Origin of the sequence: Psychrobacillus sp. BM2 (assembly GCF_048572895.1) — a bacterium.
In the GTDB taxonomy this organism is placed as follows: Bacteria; Bacillota; Bacilli; order Bacillales_A; family Planococcaceae; genus Psychrobacillus.
Window position 1 is genome coordinate 760944 of record NZ_CP183878.1, and the last position, 26039, is coordinate 786982.

At 36.4% G+C, this 26039-nt stretch carries 19 protein-coding genes; 17 read left to right on the plus strand and 2 right to left on the minus strand.

Going from position 1 to position 26039, the window contains the following annotated elements:
• The first annotated feature begins 343 nt into the window (after nt 1–343).
• The 14 genes from ACN6MX_RS03330 to ACN6MX_RS03395 all read left to right on the plus strand — a co-directional run bounded on the left by ACN6MX_RS03330 (nt 344) and on the right by ACN6MX_RS03395 (nt 18625).
• Nucleotides 344–2095, plus strand: a complete 1752-nt coding sequence (locus ACN6MX_RS03330; protein WP_419961265.1) for a mechanosensitive ion channel — start codon at nt 344–346, stop codon at nt 2093–2095.
• Between the two features lie 253 nt (nt 2096–2348).
• Complete coding sequence (locus ACN6MX_RS03335) at nt 2349–3842, plus strand: class I adenylate-forming enzyme family protein (protein WP_419961266.1); 1494 nt, start codon at nt 2349–2351, stop codon at nt 3840–3842.
• A 689-nt stretch (nt 3843–4531) separates the two neighbouring features.
• Nucleotides 4532–4825, plus strand: coding sequence for a WXG100 family type VII secretion target (locus tag ACN6MX_RS03340; RefSeq protein ID WP_090565261.1), 294 nt, complete (start codon nt 4532–4534; stop codon nt 4823–4825).
• Nucleotides 4826–4905: 80 nt separating this feature from the next.
• Nucleotides 4906–5145: an EsaB/YukD family protein gene (locus ACN6MX_RS03345; RefSeq protein WP_419961267.1), complete on the plus strand. Its 240-nt coding sequence runs from the start codon at nt 4906–4908 to the stop codon at nt 5143–5145.
• Between the two features lie 13 nt (nt 5146–5158).
• Entirely contained in the window at nt 5159–6517 is a 1359-nt protein-coding gene (gene essB, locus ACN6MX_RS03350) for a type VII secretion protein EssB (RefSeq protein WP_419961268.1), read from the plus strand.
• A gap of 66 nt (nt 6518–6583) precedes the next feature.
• On the plus strand, nt 6584–11062 hold the full coding sequence (gene essC / locus ACN6MX_RS03355; RefSeq protein ID WP_419961269.1) for a type VII secretion protein EssC: 4479 nt from the start codon (nt 6584–6586) through the stop codon (nt 11060–11062).
• A complete protein-coding gene (esaA, locus tag ACN6MX_RS03360) occupies nt 11059–13914 on the plus strand; it encodes a type VII secretion protein EsaA (RefSeq protein ID WP_419961270.1) in 2856 nt (951 codons plus the stop codon). The genes essC and esaA overlap by 4 nt, the downstream gene beginning before the upstream one ends.
• Complete coding sequence (locus ACN6MX_RS03365) at nt 13904–14410, plus strand: type VII secretion EssA family protein (protein WP_419961271.1); 507 nt, start codon at nt 13904–13906, stop codon at nt 14408–14410. Before esaA ends, ACN6MX_RS03365 begins: the two co-directional genes overlap by 11 nt.
• Before the next feature lie 18 nt (nt 14411–14428).
• Entirely contained in the window at nt 14429–14788 is a 360-nt protein-coding gene (locus tag ACN6MX_RS03370; protein ID WP_419961272.1) for a YwqH-like family protein, read from the plus strand.
• 21 nt (nt 14789–14809) lie between these two features.
• On the plus strand, nt 14810–15112 hold the full coding sequence (locus ACN6MX_RS03375) for a YwqI/YxiC family protein (RefSeq protein ID WP_419961273.1): 303 nt from the start codon (nt 14810–14812) through the stop codon (nt 15110–15112).
• Entirely contained in the window at nt 15109–16560 is a 1452-nt protein-coding gene (locus ACN6MX_RS03380; protein ID WP_419961274.1) for a ribonuclease YeeF family protein, read from the plus strand. The genes ACN6MX_RS03375 and ACN6MX_RS03380 overlap by 4 nt, the downstream gene beginning before the upstream one ends.
• A 31-nt stretch (nt 16561–16591) precedes the next feature.
• On the plus strand, nt 16592–17293 hold the full coding sequence (locus ACN6MX_RS03385; protein ID WP_419961275.1) for a hypothetical protein: 702 nt from the start codon (nt 16592–16594) through the stop codon (nt 17291–17293).
• Between the two features lie 131 nt (nt 17294–17424).
• Nucleotides 17425–17679 (plus strand): hypothetical protein, encoded by a 255-nt coding sequence (locus ACN6MX_RS03390; protein ID WP_419961276.1) that lies wholly within the window; start codon nt 17425–17427, stop codon nt 17677–17679.
• Nucleotides 17680–17827: 148 nt separating this feature from the next.
• Nucleotides 17828–18625, plus strand: coding sequence for a hypothetical protein (locus ACN6MX_RS03395; RefSeq protein WP_419961277.1), 798 nt, complete (start codon nt 17828–17830; stop codon nt 18623–18625).
• Between the two features lie 78 nt (nt 18626–18703).
• Here ACN6MX_RS03395 and ACN6MX_RS03400 read toward each other — a convergent pair whose 3' ends face one another.
• A complete protein-coding gene (locus ACN6MX_RS03400; protein WP_419961278.1) occupies nt 18704–18904 on the minus strand; it encodes a hypothetical protein in 201 nt (66 codons plus the stop codon).
• A 202-nt stretch (nt 18905–19106) separates the two neighbouring features.
• Between ACN6MX_RS03400 and ACN6MX_RS03405 the strand changes: the two genes are divergently transcribed.
• The 3 genes from ACN6MX_RS03405 (at nt 19107) to gdhA (ending at nt 23229) form a co-directional block, all read left to right on the plus strand.
• The gene (locus tag ACN6MX_RS03405; RefSeq protein WP_419961279.1) at nt 19107–19544 is read left to right on the plus strand and encodes a HEAT repeat domain-containing protein; all 438 of its coding nucleotides are present in this window, start codon (nt 19107–19109) and stop codon (nt 19542–19544) included.
• A gap of 382 nt (nt 19545–19926) precedes the next feature.
• Nucleotides 19927–21522, plus strand: coding sequence for a M20/M25/M40 family metallo-hydrolase (locus ACN6MX_RS03410; protein ID WP_419961280.1), 1596 nt, complete (start codon nt 19927–19929; stop codon nt 21520–21522).
• A 324-nt stretch (nt 21523–21846) separates the two neighbouring features.
• Nucleotides 21847–23229: an NADP-specific glutamate dehydrogenase gene (gene gdhA / locus ACN6MX_RS03415; protein WP_419961281.1), complete on the plus strand. Its 1383-nt coding sequence runs from the start codon at nt 21847–21849 to the stop codon at nt 23227–23229.
• Between the two features lie 761 nt (nt 23230–23990).
• On the opposite strand, the gene ACN6MX_RS03420 is transcribed toward gdhA, so the two are convergent.
• The gene (locus ACN6MX_RS03420; protein WP_419961282.1) at nt 23991–25691 is read right to left on the minus strand and encodes a methyl-accepting chemotaxis protein; all 1701 of its coding nucleotides are present in this window, start codon (nt 25689–25691) and stop codon (nt 23991–23993) included.
• Between the last annotated feature and the right edge of the window lie 348 nt (nt 25692–26039).

Below are 26039 nucleotides of genomic sequence, written 5' to 3' on the forward strand. Positions count from 1 at the left end.
CTCACTATATAGGATAATTATCTTTTCTATAGTTATCCAAAAAAGCACTAACCTGTTTCTAGTTATAGAAGGGTGAAGGACAGACATAAGCCATAAAATTACCGAAAAAAAGGGATGCTGGTTGGTTGTGACGGACGTCACAATCAACTAGCATCCCTAAAAATTCACTCGGTAATCCAATAGCAAAACGTCTGTCCAATGCCCTTCGAAAACGATAAAAACAGGTTTTGATCTTAAAGGACCGGGCCTGGTTTTTCTTATATTTCTGTTTAATTTTATTCGGTGGAGGGTAACTAATTTATGTGAACAACATGAAAAAGGTTGAATAGAAGGAGGAGAAAGCATGCTAGATCGTTATTACTGGAATGATACATTATCTTATTTACCCGAGTTAGTTATTGCTATACTTGTACTTGTTATTGGATTTATCGTTGCGAAAGTATTGGAAAATGCTACGCATAAATTATTAAGAAAGTTTCGGGTGAATGAACGTTTAGGAAATACGAAGTCCAAATGGACCGTAGAGAAGGTTATTAGTAAGGTTGTATTCGTTATTGTGTTGATATTAGCACTAGTTTTATTCTTTAATATTTTGAATTTGAATACGATGGCAACACCATTTGTTTCGATGTATTCAGGATTGACTGGAGCATTCTTGAATGTACTAAAAGCCGCTTTAATATTATTATTTGCATGGGTGTTAGCTACTGTTGTGAAAAAAGGTATTCAAATGGCTGGTTCGAAGCTCAATTTGAATAAATACTCAGAGAAGGCAGGATTCGACGCAAAACCTGAACACCAAGCGAAGTGGACAGATACTGCAGCAAAGGTTGCTTATTATTTAATATTCCTTTTGTTTATACCAGCAGTATTGAATGCATTAGGAATTGATGGATTAAGTGGACCGTTTGAAGGAATGCTTGCAAGCTTCTTTAACTTTATACCAAAGTTAATATCTGCTGCAATCGTCTTTGCAATTGGTTGGTTTGCTGCGAAACTTGTTCGTAATTTACTAGAGAAATTATTACAATCAGCAGGAGTGGACCGTTTAGCGGATAAATGGAAGCTTTCTTCATTTGTTGAAGGTACTAGTTTATCAAAAGTAGTTGGAATCATTGCATTTATACTAATTATGATTCCAGTATCGATTACAGCTCTGGAGATTTTAGATTTAGAGGGTATTTCAGGCCCGGCTATTGCAATGTTAAATGATGTTATGACAATGCTGCCGAAGATTTTCGTTGCAATTGTATTAGTATTAGTGGGCATTGTAGCTGCTAAATGGGTTAAAGATGTTGTTGTCTCCTTACTAGAAAAATTAGGTGTAAATTCTATCTTTGGTAAAATGGGATTCAAATCTGATAGTGGAACAGCACCATCGTTTGCTACATTATTAGGAACGATTGTACAGGTTGTTATTATTTTGTTATTTGTAGTGGAAGGTCTTCAATTATTAGAGCTAGACTTTATGGTAACGTTGGCTACGGGTATCTTTGCATACTTGCCATCTGTAATAGCGGCGATTATCATTCTAGCAGTAGGATTCTGGTTAGCTAATTTAGCAGAAAAAATAGTTGGCAATGTGATGAAGCATTCATCAGGAACACCACATTTCCTTCGTTATGTAGCGAAATATGCTATTTTAGCTTTTGCTTTATTCATGGCATTAGATCAATTAGGTATTGCTGCTTCTATTATTAATGCAGCATTCATCCTTATTCTTGGTGGAGTAGCATTGGCGTTCGGACTTGCATTTGGGCTTGGAGGCAGAGAGCATGCTGCAAAATATTTAACGAAGATGGAAAAAAGCATAAATGATGCAGAAGTATCACCAGAAAAATATCAACAAGAAAAGGAATCAATGAAAGAATCATTTAAAGAGAACTTTCAGGATCCTAAAAAGGCGGAACAAAGTTTAAAAGGCACAAACCCTCACGTAGACGAGGTAAGTCCAATTCATGAAGCGGATGTAAATGAAGTAAGTCCTGCGCACGAGGAAGACTCACCGAGCACGGGTTATAATATTCCATCGACGGATGATCTACACCCTTTTGAAGATTTACCACCGGTAAACGAAAGAAAAGATGAACAATAAGATATGGCTCCAGCGAGAAAAACCTCGCTGGAGCTTTTTTAATAGAGAGAGTAGTTTTCCGACTGATTATTCAGAATTACCGACCGATACTGTTACATATTCAACCGATTCTCATTATTTCGCCTAATATCCAATCTATCATCCCATTTATGTAGTTATGATTTCTTTACTAATTATGTATAATAGTATTAAAGTTTTAATAATCAGTGACTTCTGAATATTAAAATTATTAAATGTTAAAAGGGGGAATAGAATGTTTGTATCAGAGAGATTGGCATATTTGGCAAAGGAACAGCCATCGAAAATTATTACTTCTTTTAAAGGTAGGGAGACAAGCTACGAGGAATTATTCGAGCAGGCTAAACGACTTGCGGGATATTTTCAGGTCAAAGGGTATAAACAAGAAGATATTATAGCTGTATATTTGATAAACTCAGATTACTTTTTGACTTGTTATTATGCCTGTCAGCTTGGCGGATTTACTGTTTTACCGATTAACACAAAGTTAACAGCAGCAGAAGTCAATTATATATTTAATCATTCAGAGGCAAAGGCTTTAATATATGACACTCGTTTACAATCGATATTAGACGATATTCCAGAAGCATTGAATAGTTTCGAAGATCTTTTGCATGTAGGAGAAGAGGATACGCTACTCACTGTATTAAATGATCAAAGCTTGTTATTTAATGAAGTAAAAGTGGATGGAAATACAACGACGGTTATTTTCTATACATCAGGTACGACGGGAAAGCCAAAAGGGGTTATGCTATCAGCGGCAAATGTTCGAGCAACGGCTAAACTTTATGGAGAGGCCCTTGAACTAAATTCAGCGGATCGTATGCAAATTGTAGCTCCTCTTTTTCATTGTGCAGCCAGTCATGTATTTAGTATTCCGGTTATTTATGCTGGTGGAACTGTCGTTATTGAAGAAGGTTTTTCTCCAGAACAAACGATGGATACATTGGAAAAAGAAAGAATCACCGTCTTCTTTGGTGTACCAGCAATGTATAGTATTTTATTGAATAGCTCCAAAATGGAAACGCTCAAGCTATCTAATTTAAGATTATTTACGTATGGTGCGGCCCCTATGCCGTTTGAGTTAATCCGTAAAATAAAGGCAATATTCCCGGAAGTGAAAGTGCAGAATATATATGGTCAAACGGAAAATTCTCCAGCGGCAACGACGTTAAAGGATCATTATGCACTTGAAAAAGTAGGTTCTGTTGGTGAACCGGTGCCCGGGACACAGGTACAAGTTGTCGATGAGCAGGGCAAACCTCTACCGACTGGTCAAGTAGGAGAAATAGTCATAAAGGGCCCACAGTTAATGAAGGGATATTTAAAAAATGAAGAAGCTACGAAACAGGCAATTAGAAATGGCTGGTTATACAGCGGTGACTTAGGACGAATGGATGAGGATGGACTATTATATATTGTGGATCGGAAAAAAGATATGATAAATCGTGGCGGAGAAAATGTTTACCCGGTAGAAGTAGAGGAAGTTCTGTATGAAATACCTGAAATACTAGAAGCAGCAGTAATCGGTATTCCTCACAAGGTATATGGAGAGGTTCCAAAAGCGTATGCAGTATTAAAAGAAGGTAAGGAACTGAAAGAAGAAGATGTCTTGACGATATGCTCCAAAAAATTAGCTAAATATAAACTGCCGGTTGAAGTAGAATTCATTGATAGTTTACCACGCAATGCAAGTGGAAAAGTGCTAAAGACTATACTGCGCAATTAAATTAGATATTAGATACCTTAGCATTCTATTTAAGTCATTTAAATAGAATGCTTTTTATATTGTCAAGTGCTGATAATTATTGAAAGCCTAAGAAAACCTCTATCTAAATAATATCATGTACAAATAAATTAAAAATCCATAGGAAAAAATTTACTACATTAAAAGAACTCTAATTGGTTCGTATGGGAAAAAACCATAGTTTTGAGTATCTTTGTATCGAGGTTTTTTTGCGAGGTAATATCCCAAAAATGAGTAAAAAGTAATCAATATATTTTTATTTAGTATTTTTGCGCTTAAATATTCTCTTTTTGTCCAAAATCAAAAACAAAAAAATGTTATATAAATTTAGTAGTGAAATTACGTGACAAAAGTCTATGAGTTTATAGTTCTAGAAAAATTTTTGGATTTTTGTAGTAATTTTGACTATAAGAATATGTAGTGGTATCTATTATATAAAGGAAAAGTTTGCTAATACTTCTACCATATTATGTAGTTTGTAAATTTTCAAAAAAATTTGCAAATTTATAAGAAAATAGGTTTATAAATTAGTAGATAGAGGGTATCGGGTATTAGTTGAACTATAATTTACTCTTTTTTGCAAGTAAAGGAAGTATCTGTGAGGGCTTTTTAAGCACAACGCAGTTATTTTATAAATGCCACAAAATTTCAAGATAAGGGAGATGTATGGAATGTCAGGAATTATTCGCGTAACACCAGCTGAGTTAGATGCTATGGCTTCTCGCTACAACCATGAATCAGGGGAGGTTGCTTCTCAAATTGGTCGCCTAGACGGAATGATCGGTGAATTGCAATCAATGTGGGAAGGTTCTTCTAGTGCTGCTTTCGCTGAGCAATATGAAAGACTTAAGCCTCATTTCAATGAAATGCGTGAATTATTAAGCGAAGTAGGTATTCAATTAAGCCGTGCTGGTCAAGCGTTGCAAGATGCAGATCAACAAGTTGCTAGTCAAATTCGCGGATAATCTATCTTTTTGAGCATGTCAAAATAGTAGAGCGTCATTCCCATACAGGAAGGCGCTTTTTCCTTAATTGGGGTGAGAAAATGTATATAGAAATTACAGTAGATCTTTCTAAATACGATGGAAAAGTCTTTGATCTAAGACTTTCTGATTACTATACAATGAAAAAAATGATTGATATTGCCTGGCAGGCCAATTCTATCTCCAAAACTCCACGCGAAGGTCATTGGGTGCGCGTAGTGAATAAAGATAAAATATTCCCTGGACATTTGACGTTAGCCTATTGTGGGATAACGACAGGTGACCGAATTGAAATTATTTGAAGGAGCTACAAAGATGGCCAAACGTTCACATACATACTTAAAAAACCGAATAGGTGCAGAAATAAATGAAGAACCGCTTAAAACTACTTTTGTCTTTCAAAAAGAGCGAGTAGGTTTTAAACGAACCGAAGAAATTATTTTTCTGAAGGAAGTTAATCCGAAAATAAAAAAAGACATAGTAATAACCGACGACGAGCTAATTATTCAAGCGGATATCCCACCGTCCTTTAAGCGTTTTGATGTTATTCAAGCGGAGGATGAAAAATCTCGTTGGATGTTTGCGTACCAACTGGTGGAGAAGGTTTATTCGCATCCATACCCTCGCTTAAATTTAATCGTATCCCCAGAAAACATTGTGTATAGCCGAGGGATGAATCCTGTATTTCTTTATTACGGGGTATTAGGAAGTTTACCACCCTTTGAAACAAATGATGAGCGCGTCTGGTTAGAAACCAAAGCCGTAGTTGCAGCAGCAATAGACGGCTCTTTCACATTTGAAGAGTATTTAAAGTACTCCGAGATTCTTGAACTAAAGGAAATGGGCGCTACCATTATGTCGATGAAAGAAAGTGACTCTTTACTGGACTTCATAAGTGAGCAAATGGAGCAATTAGAAGTAAAAGAACAAGAAAATGTGAAGCTTCCCCGGAAAAAGTGGAAAGTAACCAAATGGCTATCGATTGGGCTAGCTGTACTTATTATTCCAGCAATTGTATTTACAATCATATATTTTGTACATGAAAAGCCAAAAACTAAAAGCTTTATAGATAGTCAAGCATCTTTCCTCGGTCAAAACTACAGCCAAGTAGTAACAACTTTAAGTCCTTATAGCGTTAAGTCCATGCCATATATTGTTCTTTACGAACTTGCGTACTCATCTGTTACCAATGAACGCTTGGATGAAGAACAAAAAGAAAATGTACTTTCAAATATTACATTACAAACCGATGCGGATTATTTAAAATATTGGATTTATCTTGGTCGTGGTGAAGCGGAAAATGCGGTAGATATTGCTAGGGCAATGGAAGATGGCGAGTTAATCACTTATGCTTTGTTGAAGTTAAGAGAAGAAGTGAAGGCAGATAAAGATTTAACCGGTGAAGAAATGCAAGAAAAGCTAAACGAAATTGATCAAGAAGTAGAAGAATATGAAAAGTTGATGGAAGAAGTAGAAGAACAAGAACTACAAGAGCAGCAAGAACTTGAGCAGGCACAAAAAGAACAGCAAGAACTAGAGACAAAACAAAAAGAGCAACAAGAACTAGAGCAAAAACAAAAAGAACAGCAAGAACTAGAGCAAAAACAAAAAGAACAACAAGAACTAGAGCAACAACAGAAAGAGCAACAGCAACAAACTAATCAATCAGAGTGACAGCAAACAGAGGAAGAAAATGCGGATAGACAAAATTCTAAAGTGGTTTGAAAGAAGGTGTAACTATTGCAACAATTATGGTTGTTTTACGACGAAAATTATCAGCGGATTACTCTACCAGAAAGTGACTTTACATCTTTAACCATTGGTCCTGCCATTGAACATGATATTACAATACAGACATTTCCATTTGTTAATGGTCCTATTACATTAAAAAAGGAGAAAGATGGGTTAGTTGCTTATAGTGGAGACAATTCCTTTGGAAGACTGACAGACGATGAGGGTCTTACGATTGAACAGAAAGAAAAAGTGATTCATTTGTATGCTTCTTCCGCTCCAGCATCTTCAAACACGTACTTTATAGACTTTGATAATGAGATTTCATTTGATACCCAATTAGAAATTGCAACGTTTCAAAGACTGAAAACCAGTTTTCCAAGAGTAGAGTCTGGACACTTCTCGATAAATAAAATAAATGATGGTTGGATTATAAAGAAAGATTTCGGCTGCCCTCTATATGTAAATGGCAAGTTAGTGGAATCTAACACGGTTCTGGCTGACGGGGATGTGCTGCAATGGGCATTCATGGAAATAAAATTACTCCAAAAAGATTTACTAGAAGTGTCTGCTTCGGTTCCTTATACAACAAAGCTTTCAATAATAGATGTACCGAAGTCTGAAATTCTGCAGATGTATCCTGACTATCGTCGTACACCTAGAATGATTTATGATCTTCCAGATGACAAAATTTCGTTAACATTTCCTACCCAGGAAACGGATGATTCCGGAAGAGGATTATGGCTTATTATAGCTCCACCACTTGTGATGCTAGTTGTCATGGCACTTGTAGCAATCTTTATCCCAAGAGGCATTTTCGTTATTATTTCCATCACAATGTTTTTAACAGTTTTAGTCACCTCCACTGTTCAATATTTCCGTGACAAAAAGAAGCATAAGCGAAATGCGGAAAAACGGCGCAGGGTATATAAAGCCTATTTAGAAAACATGAGAGAAGAGCTTTACGAGCTAGCCGAGAAACAAAAGAAAGTGTTGAATTATCATTTCCCTAATTTTGAAGAAATGAAACAAATGACTAATGACTTATCCAGTAGGATTTGGGAAAGAACACTGGAGAGCCATGACTTTTTAGAGTTTAGATTAGGAACTGGAAATGTGAAAGCTAGCTACGAGATTAAACTATCCTCTGGTGATTTAGCTAATAGGGAAATAGATGATTTGCTCGAACAAGCTCAGCGAATGGAGCAGGTATACAAAGAGATTCCTTCTGCACCAATTACAACGAAATTATCCGAAGGTATTTTAGGATTAACTGGTAAAGAATCAGTGATAAAGCGTGAACTTCAGCAAATAATTGGCCAATTAGCATTTTCTCAAAGCTATCATGATACAAGATTTATATATATTTTCAAACATGAGGAATATGTGGATATAGAGTGGATGAAATGGTTACCCCATTTTAAGCTACCGCATATGCATGCAAGAGGATTGATACATAACGAAGAAACCAGAGATCAATTACTATCTTCGTTATATGAGATTATTCGGGAACGAGATACAGATGATCAGAAGGGCAAAACAATATTTGCACCACATTTAGTTTTCTTCGTTTCGGATTACTCATTACTTGCAGAGCATGTCATCTTAGAATATTTGGAAAGCAAACATACAAAAGACCTTGGAATTTCGGTTATTTTCGCAGAATCTGCTCAAGAACGAATGACTGAGAATGTTCACACACTTATTCGATACGTAAACGAACGAGAAGGGGATATTCTCATTGAGGCAGGCAGGGCTGTAGATATTCCATTTAACTTAGATGAATTTGATGTGAATACTAACGAACGATTTAGCCGAATGCTTCGAACGTTAAATCATCAAATAGGTATAAAAAACTCTATTCCAAACTCGGTTAGTTTCCTAGAGATGTTCGGTGTAAAAGATATTGAAGATGTTCCAATAGTTCGAAATTGGACATTAAATGAATCAGCAAAATCACTTGCTGTACCGATTGGTTTTAAAGGAAAAAATGAGCTTGTTGCACTTAATTTGCATGAGAAGGCGCATGGTCCTCATGGTTTACTAGCAGGTACAACAGGTTCTGGTAAAAGTGAGTTTCTACAGACGTATATATTATCACTTGCAGTTCATTATCATCCACATGAAGTGGCTTTCTTATTGATCGACTACAAAGGCGGAGGAATGGCACAACCGTTCAAGCATATCCCGCATTTATTGGGAACAATTACGAATATTGAAGGCAGTAAAAACTTTAGTATGCGAGCACTTGCTTCTATAAATAGTGAGCTGAAACGGAGACAGCGACTGTTTGATCAATACATCGTTACGCATATTGATGATTACACGACACTCTATAAAGAAGGAAGAGCGATGGAACCACTTCCACATTTGTTCCTCATTTCTGATGAGTTTGCAGAGTTAAAACGGGAGGAACCGGAATTTATACGAGAGCTTGTGAGTACTGCTCGCATCGGTCGGAGTTTAGGTGTACATCTTATTTTAGCTACACAAAAGCCTGGTGGAGTTATAGATGAACAGATTTGGAGTAATGCGAGATTCCGAGTTGCACTAAAGGTACAGGACGCATCGGATAGTAAAGAAATTTTAAAAAATGGGGATGCAGCATCTATCACCGTAACTGGCCGCGGTTATCTACAAGTTGGGAACAATGAAGTATATGAGCTATTCCAATCTGCATGGAGCGGGGCCCCTTATAAGGAAGAAGTACTAGAGGGAGAAGATGATGTCGCGATTGTCACTGACCTCGGCTTATACCCACTTTCTGGTATAGCAACAAATGTGAAAAAGAAATCGAGTGGAATGACAGAAATGGAAGCAGTGACAGCGAAAATTGCGGAGACAACTGCTGAGATGAATATTCAAAAAGTAGCTAGTCCTTGGTTAGAGCCTTTACCTTTACGTCTTGAAAATCAACTAGACATATCTAGTAGTCCAACTGGATTCCCTATAGGAATGATTGACGAACCAGATAAGCAAAGTCAGACACCAATTGCATATAACTGGACAAAGGATGGAAATCTTGGTGTATTTGGTTCCTCTGGCTATGGGAAATCATCTACATTGCTTACAACTTTATTGGGACTTGCGGAAAACCTTTCCCCAGAGCAAATAAACTTTTACTTGCTCGATTATGGAAACGGATCGCTATTACCACTTAGACAGCTCCCACATACAGCCGATTACTTCACGATCGATGAAGAACTGAAAAGAGATAAATTAGTTAAGATAATAAAAGAAGTAATCGCTAAACGTAAAATTGCCTTCCAGCAATCAGAGGTTAGTAACATTCATATGTACAATAAGCTATCAACGCAGGCGTTACCTCTTCTATATATAGTCGTAGATAATTATGATATTGTCCGTGAAGAGATGGAAGAGTTAGAGGCTCAACTAATTCAATTTGGTCGTGATGGGCAATCACTGGGAATTTATTTGTTTGTGGCTGCAACAAGAGTTCAATCCGTTCGACAGTCCTTGATGAATAACTTAAAAACGAAGATTGTCCACTATTTAATGGATACGACGGAGTCATTTACAGTTATCGGCCGAGTACCATTTGACTTAGAACCATTCCCAGGTAGAGCAATCGTGAAAAAAGAGGATGCCTACTTTGCACAAATTTACCTACCTGCTAGTGGAGCTGATGACTATGAAGTATTGGAGTCCATTAAGTTAAAAGTGAGTAATTTACGAAAACAATACTTGGAAGAAATTCTTCCAAAACCAATTCCGATGCTCCCGCTCGAGCTTACATCTACAAACTTCTCCTTCTACTTGGATGAAAAGAAAAAAGATGGAATCGTTCCAATTGGGCTGGATGAGGATACAGTGCTTCCAATTTCCATTGACTTTAAGAAAAATCGTCATTGTCTACTTATTGGACAGGTTCAAAGAGGGAAGACAAATACGATTAATTGGATGCTTCGCACACTTTTAGAACAGAAGACAGGATTCATTTCTATATTTGATTCGTTTGACCGAGGGTTATCAAGATTCGCTGATTATGAAGCCATTGACTATTTGGAAACAAAAGAGAATTTGGCAGAATGGATTACTCGAACCGAACAATATTATGCTGAAGTAGAGCGAACTTACCTTGAAAATATTCAACTAGGTAAATCTGTAGAAATCACCCTTTCTTATTTCGTCATCGATGGATATACAAGATTCCTACAAGTAGCTGATATTAGTCTGCAGGATAGACTAGCTAAATTGATGAAGCGTTACTCTCACCTAGGCTTTAATGTCATCATGTCAGGAAATAATGCTGAAATCACGAAGGGCTATGACGCCTTTACGAATGAGCTGAAGCTTGTCAGACAGGCGCTCGTGTATATGAAAAAATCGGAGCAAACATTGTTTACAGTTGCGTATGAACGCAAAGAAGCAGAGCTTCCACTTGGATTTGCACATTATATTTTGAATGGGAATGCAACGAAAGTAAAAATTCCATTAAGTGAGTTGGAGAGGACGAACATACAATGAAATCAAGTAAAAATGCCAGATTATTAAAATATGGTGTTGGAATTCTATTTATCTTAGCTATTCCCATTATTTTCTTCCAGCTGATGGGCGTTAATATTCTCGATTTGAATAACACAAATAAACGTACGATTGCTATCGTAAATGAAGATATGGGATTAACGAAGGATTCAGAAAAGGTACAAATGGGTGTGGAAGTAGTATCCATTTTAGCGGATGACTCGGATTACGAATGGAAAGTGATGGGGCGTGGAGCCGCAGAGAACGGACTAAAATCCAACCAGTACGACGCAATTGTCTATATACCCTCCAATTTCTCGGGTAATATAATGTCTTATGACGAACAAAATCCGAAAAAAGCAGAGTTTGCATATCAAGTACAGCGTCAGAAAACTGGATTACGTAAAGAACATGTTTTACATGAGATAGAAGTAGCAACAGACCGAGTAAATGATAAAATCTCTACTTTGTACTGGAGCTATATAGCACAGGAAATGAACCATATTAAAAAAGAGTTTACGAGTATTTTAGGAAAAGAAACAGAGTTCCTTAGTGCCATGTCTGCCTATTATAAGCCAGAATCACAAACATTGGCTGAACAAATGCAAAGACAAAAGGACCAAATGGCATCTTTGCAAACTACGATCGGATCTGCAAATAATGCACATACTAGTCGTATTGAAAACGCTGATTCGTTTGGCTTACAAATGAACAACTTCATCACCTATGTACAGCAATATAAGGAATTTCAAGATACACAGAGACAAATACTACAGCAAGTACAGGATGACAGTCTAGCCAAAATTCACGCAGCTGCGGCAACCCAAGCAGAGCAATTCAATCAGTCTGTGCAAATGCTGGAGGATAGTAATAACAAACTTAATAATGAAATTCAAAAAGTAAATGCAATCGTTGATACAAATAAAGAAAAATTTGAAGCATTATCGGAGCTACGTAAAAACGAAGTAAATCGTCAGCTTAAGGACTTAATAGTAGTACAAGGTACGGCAATCGACCGCTATAATAATACCATTTTAAGTAATCTTGAAAAAGGCATTGAGACAGGAAAAAGTAGCAATGCAGTGCTTTCAGCAGCTTCTCTAGGAACAGAGCCAAATCAGCTTACTCCTATTAAAGAACAGCTAGAGCAAAAAGCAGCGGAGAAAGCTTCTGCTACTTTACCAGGATTAGAGCAAGAACGTTGGAAAGTGGATAGTATATTATCTGCATTAACTTCCTTAAAAACAAAAGTAGCTGAAACGGATCCTTCATCCACTTTTATAAGCGAAATTGATCAGCTTCAAGTGGAACTTGGTTCGATTACAGCAGGCTTAACTGAAAGAGAAACTACATGGTTAAATGCAAACCAAACGGGAACTACTGACTATTCAAAAGCTTCTACAGAGTATGCAAAACTATTAGAAAACTATAGCTCTATTTATAGAGAATATGAATCTGTCCAACAGGTTGTAAATACTTATCCAACTGATACTGCACGTATAGGAATGGAAATAATACAAAAAGAAGAGGACTTGTTAGCAAATACTCACCTATCAAAGAATCAGAAAGCTAGATTACAAGAGCTCTTTGCAAAAGGTGCAGCTAAAACAGATACAAGTTCTTTGTTATCCTACTACGCTACGTTAGAACAATTTGAATTCACTCTAAATGAGGGTGGAGATAGTGCCAATAAGGATGCAGTTTTAAAGGATGAAATTTTAACAGCTTTGCTAAAAAATGCAGTGGATATTAACGAATTGGAATTAGAGGGTTGGGACTCTGTATCAGCGACTATTCCAGAAACTGAGCTAGGAATGTCCGACTTAAGTACAACGTTTGCGGCCATCATGTCAGGTTATAAAGAAACTGCGGAACAGCAACATGCATCGCTCGTCAATGAACTAAATTCTATTGATGAACAAGCAAATGTATTACTTGCACAAATTCAAAATCCAGCGAATATGATTCCGTCTGGCGAGCCAGTTGCAGCTACTTCAGAGGGAGAAGTAATGGCTGGTCAACAAAATGTAACTAGTCAGCTTGTAACTTTAAGCGGAATGATTCAATCCTTATCACAAAAACAAAGCAGTTTAGTAGATTACGCAAATGACCTAACTGTGAAAGCAGACAATATAAAAGATACATCCAATGAATTTAGTGGTAAATGGGATACGAATGTAGCTGCCATGTCTGAATTCGATAATGATATTCAAGACTTTCTTGCCAATACTTATGTAGATGGTCAGGAAAACGGATATGCCTTTAATCACTTTGTGAACCCACTTGAAGTGAAAGGCGAAGCAGCAGTTTCTGATGAAATGGAGAAAGTCCCACCTGTTATTTTATTTATCATTCTATTAATCAGTAGTTTGTTAATCGGATATTTCTCTTATCAGATGAAAGAAGGACCAATTGGTCTCCAATTAGCTATGACAGCTTTATTGTCCGTACTTGTTGGACTAATTATCAGTTTCTACAGCATCTATATGTATATTTTAAATGACCATCGTGCATTAGAATGGACAATTTTCACGATTCTGTTATTGCTTGCAGGCGCAGCCATCATTCGTGTGGCTTTAGAATTCGGACAATCAGTTGGTTGGCTTGCTAGCTTGGCGTTGATGTGCTTATATATCATTCCATTACTAATACTTGCAGTGCCAGATATTAATATTCCAGATGTTTTATCTATCGTTTATATGTCTATTAAATATGAACCGGAAACTAGCTTTATATGGGGAGCAGTAATTACTGCGGTTATTGCAATAGTGATGCTAGGGACTACTTTCTTTATGAATAAAAACAAAAGTAATAAATCAAAAGCATCTGTGGCAGATGAAGCGTATGAAAGTTAAATTACGTTTTTTGTTTCCAATATTGTTTTTAATACTAGTTGGAACTAGTACTGTTGTTTTTGCGGAAGAACCAAAAAAGGTAGAAGACTTAGATCCTGTTATTTATGAAAAGCTAGAATTTAAGAAAAACACAGATTATCTACATGATAAGAAAAAAACAGAAATGAAAAACACAATTCCTCAGAAGCAAGTGGATATATATTTTGATGGAAGAAAGAAGCTTCCTAACAGAGGAGACACTTCCTATTTGTTTCAAACGATTGAACGTGGGGAGAAAAGTACCGTAACAGCAAAATCCTCTGAGCTAAAACTATTTTCTGAAAAGGATATTACTTTAGCGGATGTACCAGTTTCCAAAATGGAAGAGGAATCCTCTAGTAATAGTGTAAGAACAATCCTGTTTTTTGGCTTAATAGGGATTGGTATTCTTACTTTGTTTGTCATTTTCTTACCGAGGTTAGTAGGTACCTCGGAATCTACTGAACCAGCCAAATGAAAAAGGGAGGAAATGTATATGCCTGGATATTATTATGCTTTATTAGCTAAAAGGAAGGACGATCTGCAGAGATTAACTGCATGTCAGTCTTCCTTGCAAGGAAAGCAATCCGAATTTAATACAAATGAACCTAAGTGTTTAGAGCCGGAGCTAACTGCCACTACTTGGCAGGGAACTCATGCAGATAAGTTTGACGATATTCGAGAATCAGGTATTCATACTAGCTATGTAGATATATCCGGGAGTCAATTTTCTAATGTATTTAGTGCAATCTCTACGAGAATAAGTGAATTGAATGCAGAAATTGCATCTATTGAACAAACAATCGCCAATATTTTAGCGGAGCAAGAACGCGCGCGTCAAGCGAAAGCAAACTAACTTGCAAGGGGGAGAAACGTTATGTCTACAGAAGTTAAAATCGTCTATGCTGATGTGGAAAATCAACTTGGAGAAATGACTGGTGCAGTTGAGCTGCTAAACCCAAAAGCAGAGCCGCCTATTACGAGGAATACACTAGATGTTGTTACAAAGTTCAATGAATTATCCGTAAAGTTGGATCAATTACTTGTAAAATATCAAACATTATCAACCAAAAATATTCAAACTACCACTGCCTCAGTAGACTTTATGGAAGAGTCCGATCAAAAAATATCAGCATCTATGGCATGTACCATAGATGGAACAAGTGTGGTGGCGCGATGAAAATTTTAGATGTACAACCATTCCATGATGGTCTAAGTCGCAATATTAATATGCTTACTCGCCTTGAAGGCGAAATAAATGCCATTCAAACTGCAGTTCAGGGCTTAGTTGCTATGGAGGAATCACTTAAAGGAGAAGGTGGAAATGCAATAAGATCATTTTATAATGATTGCCATTTGCCTTTTCTACATTTCTTTTTAACGTTTAATAATCTATACAATACTACGCTTACTACGATGAATTCCGCACTGAATGCTTTGGAGCCAGATGCTAATGGCTATATTCGACAAGCGTATTTGGAAGGAGAAGTAGAAGAAGGCCTAACAGAAATTTCTCAAGTAACAACTAATTTAACGGATGAATCCAATAACCTCATGGATTCTGTTTCCGATATAGTAGCCTTGCCGCATTTAGATGACAGTGGTGTACAAGAAGGTGTTGCTAGTGCTAGAACTTCAAGGGATAATACAGTTACTGATCTCAATGAATTCGATTTGACTCAGACAAACGCGTTACTTCTAATTGAAGCTGCTATTTTTAATATGGAGGTTTGGCTATCAGATATTGAATATTTAATGGAGGAAGGATTAACGGGTGTTAACTTCCCAGCGGATACTTGGAATTCTGTGCAGGATGCAACACCTATTGGTCAATTCTATTTGCAGCATCAAATAGATATGCTTGCTGCTAATCCACGAGTTGAAGAAAATGGTGTAGATGTATCTGCTCCAGCCTATACAGAGAAGAGTCTATGGGAAGGTATTATGTCTACCGTTGGCGTTAATATAAACGATTGGAAAGACAAACCTATTAATGCAGGAGCTAGTTTGTTAGCATTTTCAGCCTCCGGGCATGCAACTTATAAGGATGTAAGATTGGCTTCGAAAGGGTTTGGTATTAAAAGAGAGACAAGGGTAACGAAACAAGGTGTCTCCAAACCAGTTCTAAAACTTGACGAACCTCAATTAATAAAAGTAAAAAATAAAACCTACTCAGGGCCTAACGCAACAAACTATGAAAAGATTTTCAAAAGAGTTGACCCAGCGACAAATGTAAAAGTCGCATTTCGCTATTCTACCAATAAGCTTGGATATGTTGGTGTATTTGCTACAGTAGGCGGCGATATTTTTCATGGTATACAAAACGAAGAGTCGGCTAGTCAAATAGCGAGTAATGTAACTGGAGATGTAGCGGTGGCAGGTGTTTCTATTGGAGCTTCCGCTTGGCTCGGAGCGCAAACAGGTGCAGCTGCCGGAGCTTTAGGGGGACCAGTTGGAGTAGTAGCAGGTGCTGTTGTGGGGTTGGCTGTAGGTGTAATCGTAACAACGGCTATGAATGAGATAAAAATATTTGATGTAAATAATGATGGACAAAAAGATTCTGTAGGAGATGCGATTAAGATAGGAACTAAAGGACTAATCGACTCTGTATCTTCTTGGTTCAAATAGTGGGGAGAGATTTCTAATAGAAAAAGATAGAATGGACAAAATTTTTTCATCATATTTAAAATTTGAATCACCAACACGAAATAAACAGAGTATTATTGGTGATTTTATTGTACTTTTATATTTAATAGGAATTCTACCAATTTTAGGAGATCCTTTCTCACTGCCATTTTTCTTAGCAGCTATCATTCCAGCCATACTGATAACTTTATGGGGAATGGTTTATATAGTGGACCCTTATAAAAATGAAAAGACCTATTATTTGTTTTTAGGGGTGTATGGTATTGTCAATACGTACGTTTTTTTCATTCTTGTACAGAAACTATTGTACATTAATATTGGAGCATCGGGACCAGAAGCATTTTTATTCAGCTTATTACTGTTTATATTATTAATATTAGGAATGAATTGGATGAACTGGAAGGCCCTTTATAGCGGTACTTATTATAAGCTTCAGCAAAAAACGAAAATTCCTGTTGGTTGGGCAGCTTTATCAGGAGTTTCATATGTATTGGGACAGTTTATACTATCTCTTATCTATACAGATTCGGGTATAAGTATACTGATTATTGTTTGTCTCTCTATTATATCGCTCTATCCAGCGTTCTTATCAATTAATATTCATCGCTACTTTTTCGTACGAAATAATATGGAGACGGTCAAGCAGTTTTACCCTGAGTTTGGATTAGCAAAGAGTGATAGGTATACGAAAAGGAAGAAAAAGAAAAAAAACTAATATAGTCAATTTAAAGTTACTTTGGAGTGAGATCCTATAAACATAGATAGAATGTCCAATATCTTTGTATCGTATTTAAAGTTTAACTCACCAAGATTTAATAAACAGAGTGTAATAGGAAATTAGGTGGTATGAACTGGTTAAATTGGAAGGCTCTTTACAGTGAGACGTATTATAAGCTACAACAAAAACGTTCTATTCCGGTAGGCTGGGCATTTCTAGCTGGGGCTTCGTATATATTGGGACAATTAATATTGTCATTTGTTTATACTGAATCGGGAATAAGTATATTAATCATTGTTTGTCTATCCGTTTTATCATTGTTTACTGCATTTCTTCAATTAACATTCATCGATACTTTTTTATTCGAAAGCATATGGAAATAGTAATAGAAATGTATCCAGAGTTTGGATTACTAAAGATGGAGAGACGCGGGGAGAAAAAGAAAAAGAATAAGAAAACCTAATCGATTTATTTCGATTTGAAGTAAGTTAGAAGAGATCCTCAAAAGAAAAAGAGAAAGAAGGGAAAAGAATGATTCCAACATTTACAGTTCAGGATATTTTTGTAATGATGCAAACGTTAAATACAAAAACATTAATAGGTTTTTCCAATCCCTTCGAACATCTAACAAAATACGAAATTGAAAAAGAATGGGAGAAAACCTATAAAAAACTCCATAAGCTTAATCTTATTGATTTAGTAAATAAGGAAATAAAATTAGAAGAAAACTTCGGCAATGCTCTATGGATTATGTCGCGTACTAATATGGTTGTTGAGATTATAAAAGATGGAAATCAAAAAAGTTATTTTTACTTTAGTAAAGATCATGTAGTGGAATGCAAAGAGAACGATGAAAGCGAATATACATTATACGTGCATGGAACTCCCGATCACGTATGGAATAATGTCATTTATCCCCGAATGCTTGTGGGTGTAGAAAGTCACTCTTCCAAGGCGAGTGAAACTATTTTTGTTCCTCCTGTAGCGTATAATGAATGGGTAAAAGCTGGAACAGTGATAGATGTGCAGACCTTGGAAACCATTAATTCTAGGGGAAACTGGAAATATATTAGTAGTAAATTGGATTATGCACTAAAAAATATGATACACAATAATCGATTAATGGTATTTTTCGAAGAGGATTCCCATTGGGTTATCGAAGGTATGCATGTTTTGACATCTCCTAATAATAATTGGACATTTAAAATGATTCAGAAGGACAATAAGGAATTATTGGAAGGTAAACAAAGTACAAATTTGGACATTGTTTCGGAGATTTTAGAGGTATTAGTAAGGGTGCAAGATAAGAAAGTAACGATGAATAAATGAAAGTAGAGACATCAAGCACTTTTTCGTATAGTCGAATATAGTGCTTGATGTATGTTAGATTGGATTTCTTATGTATTTTCAATGATGTATTTTGACATTTAAACTTTCTAATTGCGCTAGGTTAATCGTATAATTGTTTTCGGTATCTACAAATAGACCACCATTCACTTTATTCCTTTCAGCTGTACGGATATCTGTATTCGTTTCGAATATCAGATTATGACCACCTTTAAACTTCAGGTAAAATTTATACTTTTTCAATTGACCAGTATTACGCAATTTTCTCCCTCCTTTCATGAAGTATATCATTCGTCTCTATAAAGGTTAATAGATAGAAAATAGTTTTATTGGGTATATAGTTTATGAGACTTAATATGGATGCCCTTCTTATAGAAATAAATTAGGCGATACGACTTAAGTAGTATATAATGAAGGGATGCTGAAAATACTGAATTAGAGAATATAAAGGAGTTTGAATTATATGGGAAACAAAACTATAAAAAATGAATTACCAGAGAACTACGAAGAACTAAAGAAAGCAGCCAATCGTACTGCAAGCTGGAAGGCACGTTATGATGCAGTAGTTGAGTTAGGTAAGTACAACCATAATCAAGTGAAAGACATTTTAAGAACTCGCCTTGCAAATGATCCTGTTTACAAAGTACAAGAGGCGGCTTTCCAAAGTTTATTAGATTTTGGCGAAGAAGCACAATTACCAAAGCGTAAAAAGTTTGAGTTAGTAAAAGGAGCAAACAAAGTGTTTGTTCGCGTTAAGAAGAGTTTACCTAAAGATCATACTTTCGAAGAATATTTAACAAAATTAAAAAGAATGCGTATCGATGTATATGATACGTACGAAGGTGACAAAGGCGAAGAATTCAAAACTTGGTTAGAAAAAGAATGGTCTAACTTAAAATAATTCATATGTTAAATACTAAAAGAGAGCAATTGCCGTCCTGGCAATTGCTTTTTTGTATATGAAGGAAATTATATGACATTTGGAGCAGGAAGGGACTTTTAAGTGTTGGTTAAGGAGATTTATGTGGTACCGACATTTTCGATGCTTTAATTTTCCGTTTTCTAGATTAAATTATAAGCAAGTTAGTTTAGAAATAAATATCACAAATTTATCAGCCAGACTTCTATAATGATCAACACACATAGATAGAATCAAGAATTAATTAATTTAAAGTTTTATAATTAATAAGTAATATTAATAAAAAGTCGAAATAGATTGACAGTTTTTGGTGGACCACCTATATTTTAAATAGATAGTTAATATTGATTGGAGTGAAATTATCATGGGTAAGTTATGGGATACACCTGAAAAGCTTCGTACTTTACTATGTGAACTGGTTAGCTGGGATAGTATTACGTTAACAGAGGGAGAGCGAGCATTTGCCCCTAAATTAGTAGAGAAGTTTAGAGAATTACACTATTTTCAAGATCATCCGAGTCTATTACAAATGCATGATGCAGGACTTGGTAGACAAGTAGTAACTGCTTTATATAAACACGAGGAAGCGACAGAGACGATTGTGCTCATCAGTCATTTTGATACGGTTCAGACAGAGGAATACGGTGTTTTGGAGCCGCTTGCTTATTTTCCAGAGGAGTTAACAAAAAAGTTAATGGAGAATCCAGAAGAATTGCCTGAAGTTGCTCGTACTGATTTGGAGACTGGTAAGTATTTGTTTGGACGAGGCACAATGGATATGAAGATGGGGCTTGCATTGCATATGCAGTTGATCGAAAAAGCGAGTGTCGAGCAGTGGCCAATCAATCTTATTTTGACAACAGTTCCAGATGAAGAGGTAAATTCAGCTGGTATGCGTGCTGCGGTAACTCATTTGGTACGTATACGTGAAGAGTTTGGTTTAACGTACAAGCTATTTTTAAATAGTGAGCCTTCTTTTTCTCAAAATCCTACTGATATTGCCGAGTATATTTATACAGGCACAATAGGTAAAATCATGCCAGCAGCTTTGTTTTACGGGAAAGAAACGCATGTGGGAGAACCGATGAAAGGTATGACTGCCAATTATATTGCATCCTTCTTGACGCAGCGAATGGAGTGGAATGACTCATTCCGCGAGACGGACCTTGGAGAGAGCACGCCTCTACCTGTTTCATTGCAGCAAAAAGATTTGAAACTTTCTTATTCTACGCAAACACCGTATCGTGCAGTTGCCTTATATAATGTTTTTTTACTAAAACGAACTGCTGCGGAGGTAATGGATTTATTCGAGCAAGTAGCAGAAGAGGCAATGCATGCATTGAACGAGAATTATTCCATAATTTGTGAGCGTGAGCAGGTAACGGGAGTAGGGGAAGTAAAAGTTATACGCTATGAAGAATTACTAGCATATGCCAACAAAAAGTTAGGATTAGAACAAGTGGAGTTGCTTAAAGAACAAAAGCTGGCAAATGAAGAATGGGATGACCGAGAAAAATCACTTCGTATAGTAGATGACTTGATGATTCAATGTCAGGAGTTAGCACCAGCAACAGTTATCTTATTCGCTCCACCTTATTACCCAGCCGTTAACACTTCTAATGATCCACTGATTAGAGATGCGGTGGAATTGATGAAGCAATCAGGCTTATCATTTAATAATAAAATTGATCAAATCCATTATTTTAATGGAATTTGCGATTTAAGCTACGTGAACTATGAGGATGAAGGTAAGGGCTGGACTGCTTTTGAAAATAATACACCAGTATGGGGAGACACCTACAATATTCCATTTGACGACATGGCGAAGTTAAAAGGACCAGTCCTGAATGTTGGTCCATTCGGTAAGGATGCTCACCAAAAAACGGAGAGACTTCATGTAGACAGTGCATTTGTGGAAATGCCAATAATGTTAGAAACATTGATAAAGAGTTTATATTAAATAGATGAATCCAGGCTTCCTTAAAATGGGAAGTCTTTCTTTATTTGCTTGGACATGTAGGTTACTTACTTTCAAGAGGAACATACCTGCTTTCACTGTCAGTTTACTTGCTCGGAATAATGAATTACTTGCGGAACGGAAAGGTTATCCATTTGTACATTCGATAGTATACTAGATAAAAATGTATATACTCTCAGTCTGCACAAATATGAAATTTTTAAGACTATTTCGCATATTTATAATTTTTGGTTTATGAATATGTTGAATAGTTGGCGTTTATTAGAGATAATGATACTAATAATTTTTTACGATAGGAGTAATTGAATGGAAATAACAACAAGAAATAATACGGAACATAAAAACAGAGCGAATGACTATGTGCATGAAGTTTTCGAGTTAGTAAAAAACAGAAATCAAGGGGAAAAAGAATTTTTACAGGCAGCACGTGAAATCTTTGATTCACTCCGTCCTGTATTTCTAAAGCACCCTGAATATATACATAATGGAATATTAGAACGTATAACAGAACCTGATCGAGTTATTACGTTTCGAGTTGCATGGGAAGATGACACTGGCAAGGTTCAGGTCAACCGTGGTTTCCGAGTTCAGTTTAATAATAGCTTAGGACCTTATAAGGGCGGAATCCGTTTTCATCCAACAGTAAATAGTAGTATTATGAAATTTTTGGCCTTCGAGCAGACATTTAAAAATGCATTGACCGGACAACCGATTGGCGCAGGCAAAGGTGGATCTGATTTTAATCCAAAAGGAAAGTCAGAACGTGAAATAATGCGATTTACACAAAGCTTTATCACCGAGTTAAGCAAATATATTGGGCCTGATATGGATGTACCTGCCGGAGATATTGGCGTTGGAAAGAGAGAAATTGGTTATATGTTCGGGCAGTATAATCGTCTAAGAGGTGGTTATGAGGCCGGTGTGTTCACCGGAAAAGACCCAAATCATGGAGGAAGCCTTGGTCGTAAAGAGGCTACAGGTTACGGTACAGTATATTTTGTGGAAGAAATGTTGAAAACAGTAAATGATAGCTTTGAAGGGAAAAAAGTAGTGGTCTCTGGATCTGGCAACGTTGCAATATACGCTATGGAGAAAGCAATAGAGCTTGGCGCAGTGGTGCTTGCGTGTAGTGACTCTTCCGGATATATTTATGATCCTAAGGGTATTGACGTAGAAACCATTAAACAGTTAAAAGAATTTGATAGTAAACGAATAAAAGAATATACAAAGACTCATCCAAATGCTGTCTATCATGATGGCTGCAGGGACATTTGGTCGGTAGCCTGTGATATTGCTTTACCATGCGCCACGCAAAATGAAATGGAAAAAGATGATGCCATTATGTTAATACAAAATGGAGTGCGGGCAATAGGGGAAGGCGCTAACATGCCTTGCACAGAGGATGCAATTCTTGCCTTCCAAGCAAGCGGTGTATTATTTGGTCCAGCTAAAGCAGCAAATGCAGGCGGAGTAGCTGTTTCAGCAATGGAGATGTCGCAAAATAGTATGCGTTTAACGTGGACGGTTGAAGAAGTAGATGAAAAGCTAAAGCAGGTAATGAAGAACATATATAATAGCTGCTATAATGCCGCTGAAGATTACGGGCATCCAGGTAATTTAGTAATAGGAGCAAATATAGCAGGATTCCTTAAAGTAGCGGACGCAATGGTAGCACATGGAATTCATTAAAACGAATAGGAGCAGCTCTTGGTAGTTAGAGAGTTGCTCCTTTTTCGAAAAAGAAAGTATAAAAAAGTGTCTCGTGAATACTGAGTTCATGGGACTTGAGAGAATGAATAATACTACTGATTTCCGTTTCGAGTGGTCGCTTTCCGCGGGTGAGCGATGAGCCATCACCGTCGCTAACGCGTCGATGTGATGTCTCGTCTGTCTCACTCATTCCGCCGGAGGCCACCCTACACTACAATCAATTAAACGGGTAGTACCCAACAAGAAGATTTAGCATAGCTTACCGCTTAGATGATAAGATTGTTCAAATTTAGAAAGTGATAAAATTATTTTTGATCACTTCTGAATTAGAGATGCTATTAGTTAGTGATAAATATAGAATGTAGATTTACTATTTTTCTAGTGGAAATAAAGAGAAGTAGTAATTATTTGCCCCATAAAGAAGTGAAATCGCGAACGAAATTGCATCTTCGAGAGCTTACTCTATGAATAGGAAGGTGTCTTTTCACTAGATATCCAAAAATGCAGCATTTACCTGTTTCAAAGTATTGTAGAAGGGCGATGGACAGGCAAACGCCATAAGATTACCGAAAAAAAAGGGATGCTGGTTAGTTGTGACGTCTGTCACAACCAACTAGCATCCCTAAAAATTTACTCGGTAATCATATAGCAAAACGTCTGTTCAAAACCCTTCGAAAACGATAGAAACAGGTTTTGACCTTAAAGGACCGGACATCTTTTTGCTCCTTTTTCATATTTGACTAAAGCTTAAATTTACCTACGATCTGATTTAATTGGTGTGCAATCTCATTTGTCTCATTAGAACGGTTTGCAATTTCATCAATCGAAGCTGTTGTTTCTTCAGTTGCTGCTGAAATAGTTGTAGTAACCTGTTCAATCTCTCGTATCGACTCGGTAAGCTGATTGATCAATTCTACGACCTGTTTCGAATTATCTGCTTCTATAGTTGTCATATCTGAAATCATGGAAATTTCTTCGACGGTTTTTGCAACCGCAGTAGAAATATCACTTAATGATTGGGATGTTTGATGAACAGTCGAAGAGCCAGCTTCGATTAACTTCGTACTTTCTACTGTAGAATCTACTACTTGCTTAATGCTTTCAGTAATGTCTTTTATAATTGTTTCTACTTGTCCCACTTCAGTATTCGATTGTTCAGCTAGTTTTCTAACTTCCTCTGCGACTACTGCAAATCCTTTTCCATGCTCACCTGCGCGAGCAGCCTCAATGGAAGCGTTAAGTGCAAGTAAATTAGTTTGAGCGGCAATTGCCGAAATAGAGCCAGTAATTTGTTGAATCTGTGTTGTTGCCTCATTTAGTCGTCCTATTGTTTCACTAGTTTCAATAGCAGCAGATCTGATTTTATCCATGTCACTACTAATCTCACTTGCACGAGTCAACCCTTCTTCGGCAGTGTGCATTGTTGTTTTGGAATTTACCACAGTTGTATCTGCACGTTCCTTTGAATTTTGTAAACCTTGTGCTAGACTTTGCAAAATATTGGAGGAACGTTCTGCTGTAATTGTTCCGTCAGATACTGATGCAACAGTTTCACTCATATTAGTTGATACTTGGTGCACTGCATCTTTCATTTCGTTTAGTGAAATAGAGTTGTTCTCGACATTATTAGTTAATTGAACAGAAGTTGTTTGAATCGTTCCTATAATTTCTCGTAGGTTCGACGCTAATGTATTTAAAGTTCTACTTAAATCTCCAACCTCATCTTTACTTGTGAAATGCGTGTCATTGACTGTTAAATTACCTTTTGCAATTTCACCCGCATGTGCAATAAGTGCTGAAAGCGGTTTTGTTTTTCTTCTTATTAAAAATAATGTAACTAATGATGCCAAAATCAATGGAATCAAGCTAATAAGTATTCCTCCACTAACAACATCCCAAGTACGATCTGTAACAATAGAAGCATCAAAATCAATGACGCTAATAGCTATAATATTTTTTGAAGGATCATGATCTTCAAAAATAGGGGCATAGCCAGAAAGTCTTTTTAAGCCAGCAAACTCATAAGCATCGGAATAAGTAGAATGTTGCATTTCTACTAACATTGCAATAGCTTCCTTGTCTATATGAAACTGATCTCCAGCTTTAAAGCCATCTTCCTTTAAATTGTCATCCAGAGCGAGTAATTTACCATCTAAATCTATAATATACTGTGTTTCAAATATATCTTTGTGTGCAGTAGTCCAATTTAGTTGCTCACTAACCTTACCAATGGCTGACGCATCTCCTGCAATGATTTTCTTAACATCATCAGGTTGTATCAATCCAGTAGTAATATTTGCGCACCCATAAGCTTCAATACCAGCTGCCTTATAAAGTTCGTCATACGCAGTATTATATGTAGCAACCGAAGTGATTAACAGCATAGAAGCAATGATACCGACAATAATCATCCCTAAATGCACTGTTAAGCTATTTTTCATTTTAAATTCTCCCCTGTCTAACTTTGCATAAAACCTATATACACATTTATACCATAAAAAGAGGTATAAAAGATACAGTTTTATAAATAGGAATAACACGAATATGTGACTAATTAACTTCCAAGTTATATCCTTTAGACTTAGTTTTTATTTATTTGGTTATCGAAATATTGTAGAAAACAATATGTTGTAAACATTTTGTAACAATAATTAGGTCTTTAAGATATCAAATTTATTGGTATTAATGAGTTTATCAAGAAAGTTTATGTAATATTATTGTTACACAACTGTAAAGTTATATTTGTTTAAAAGGTGATAGTATGGGTATAGAGAAATTTTCAGAAAACA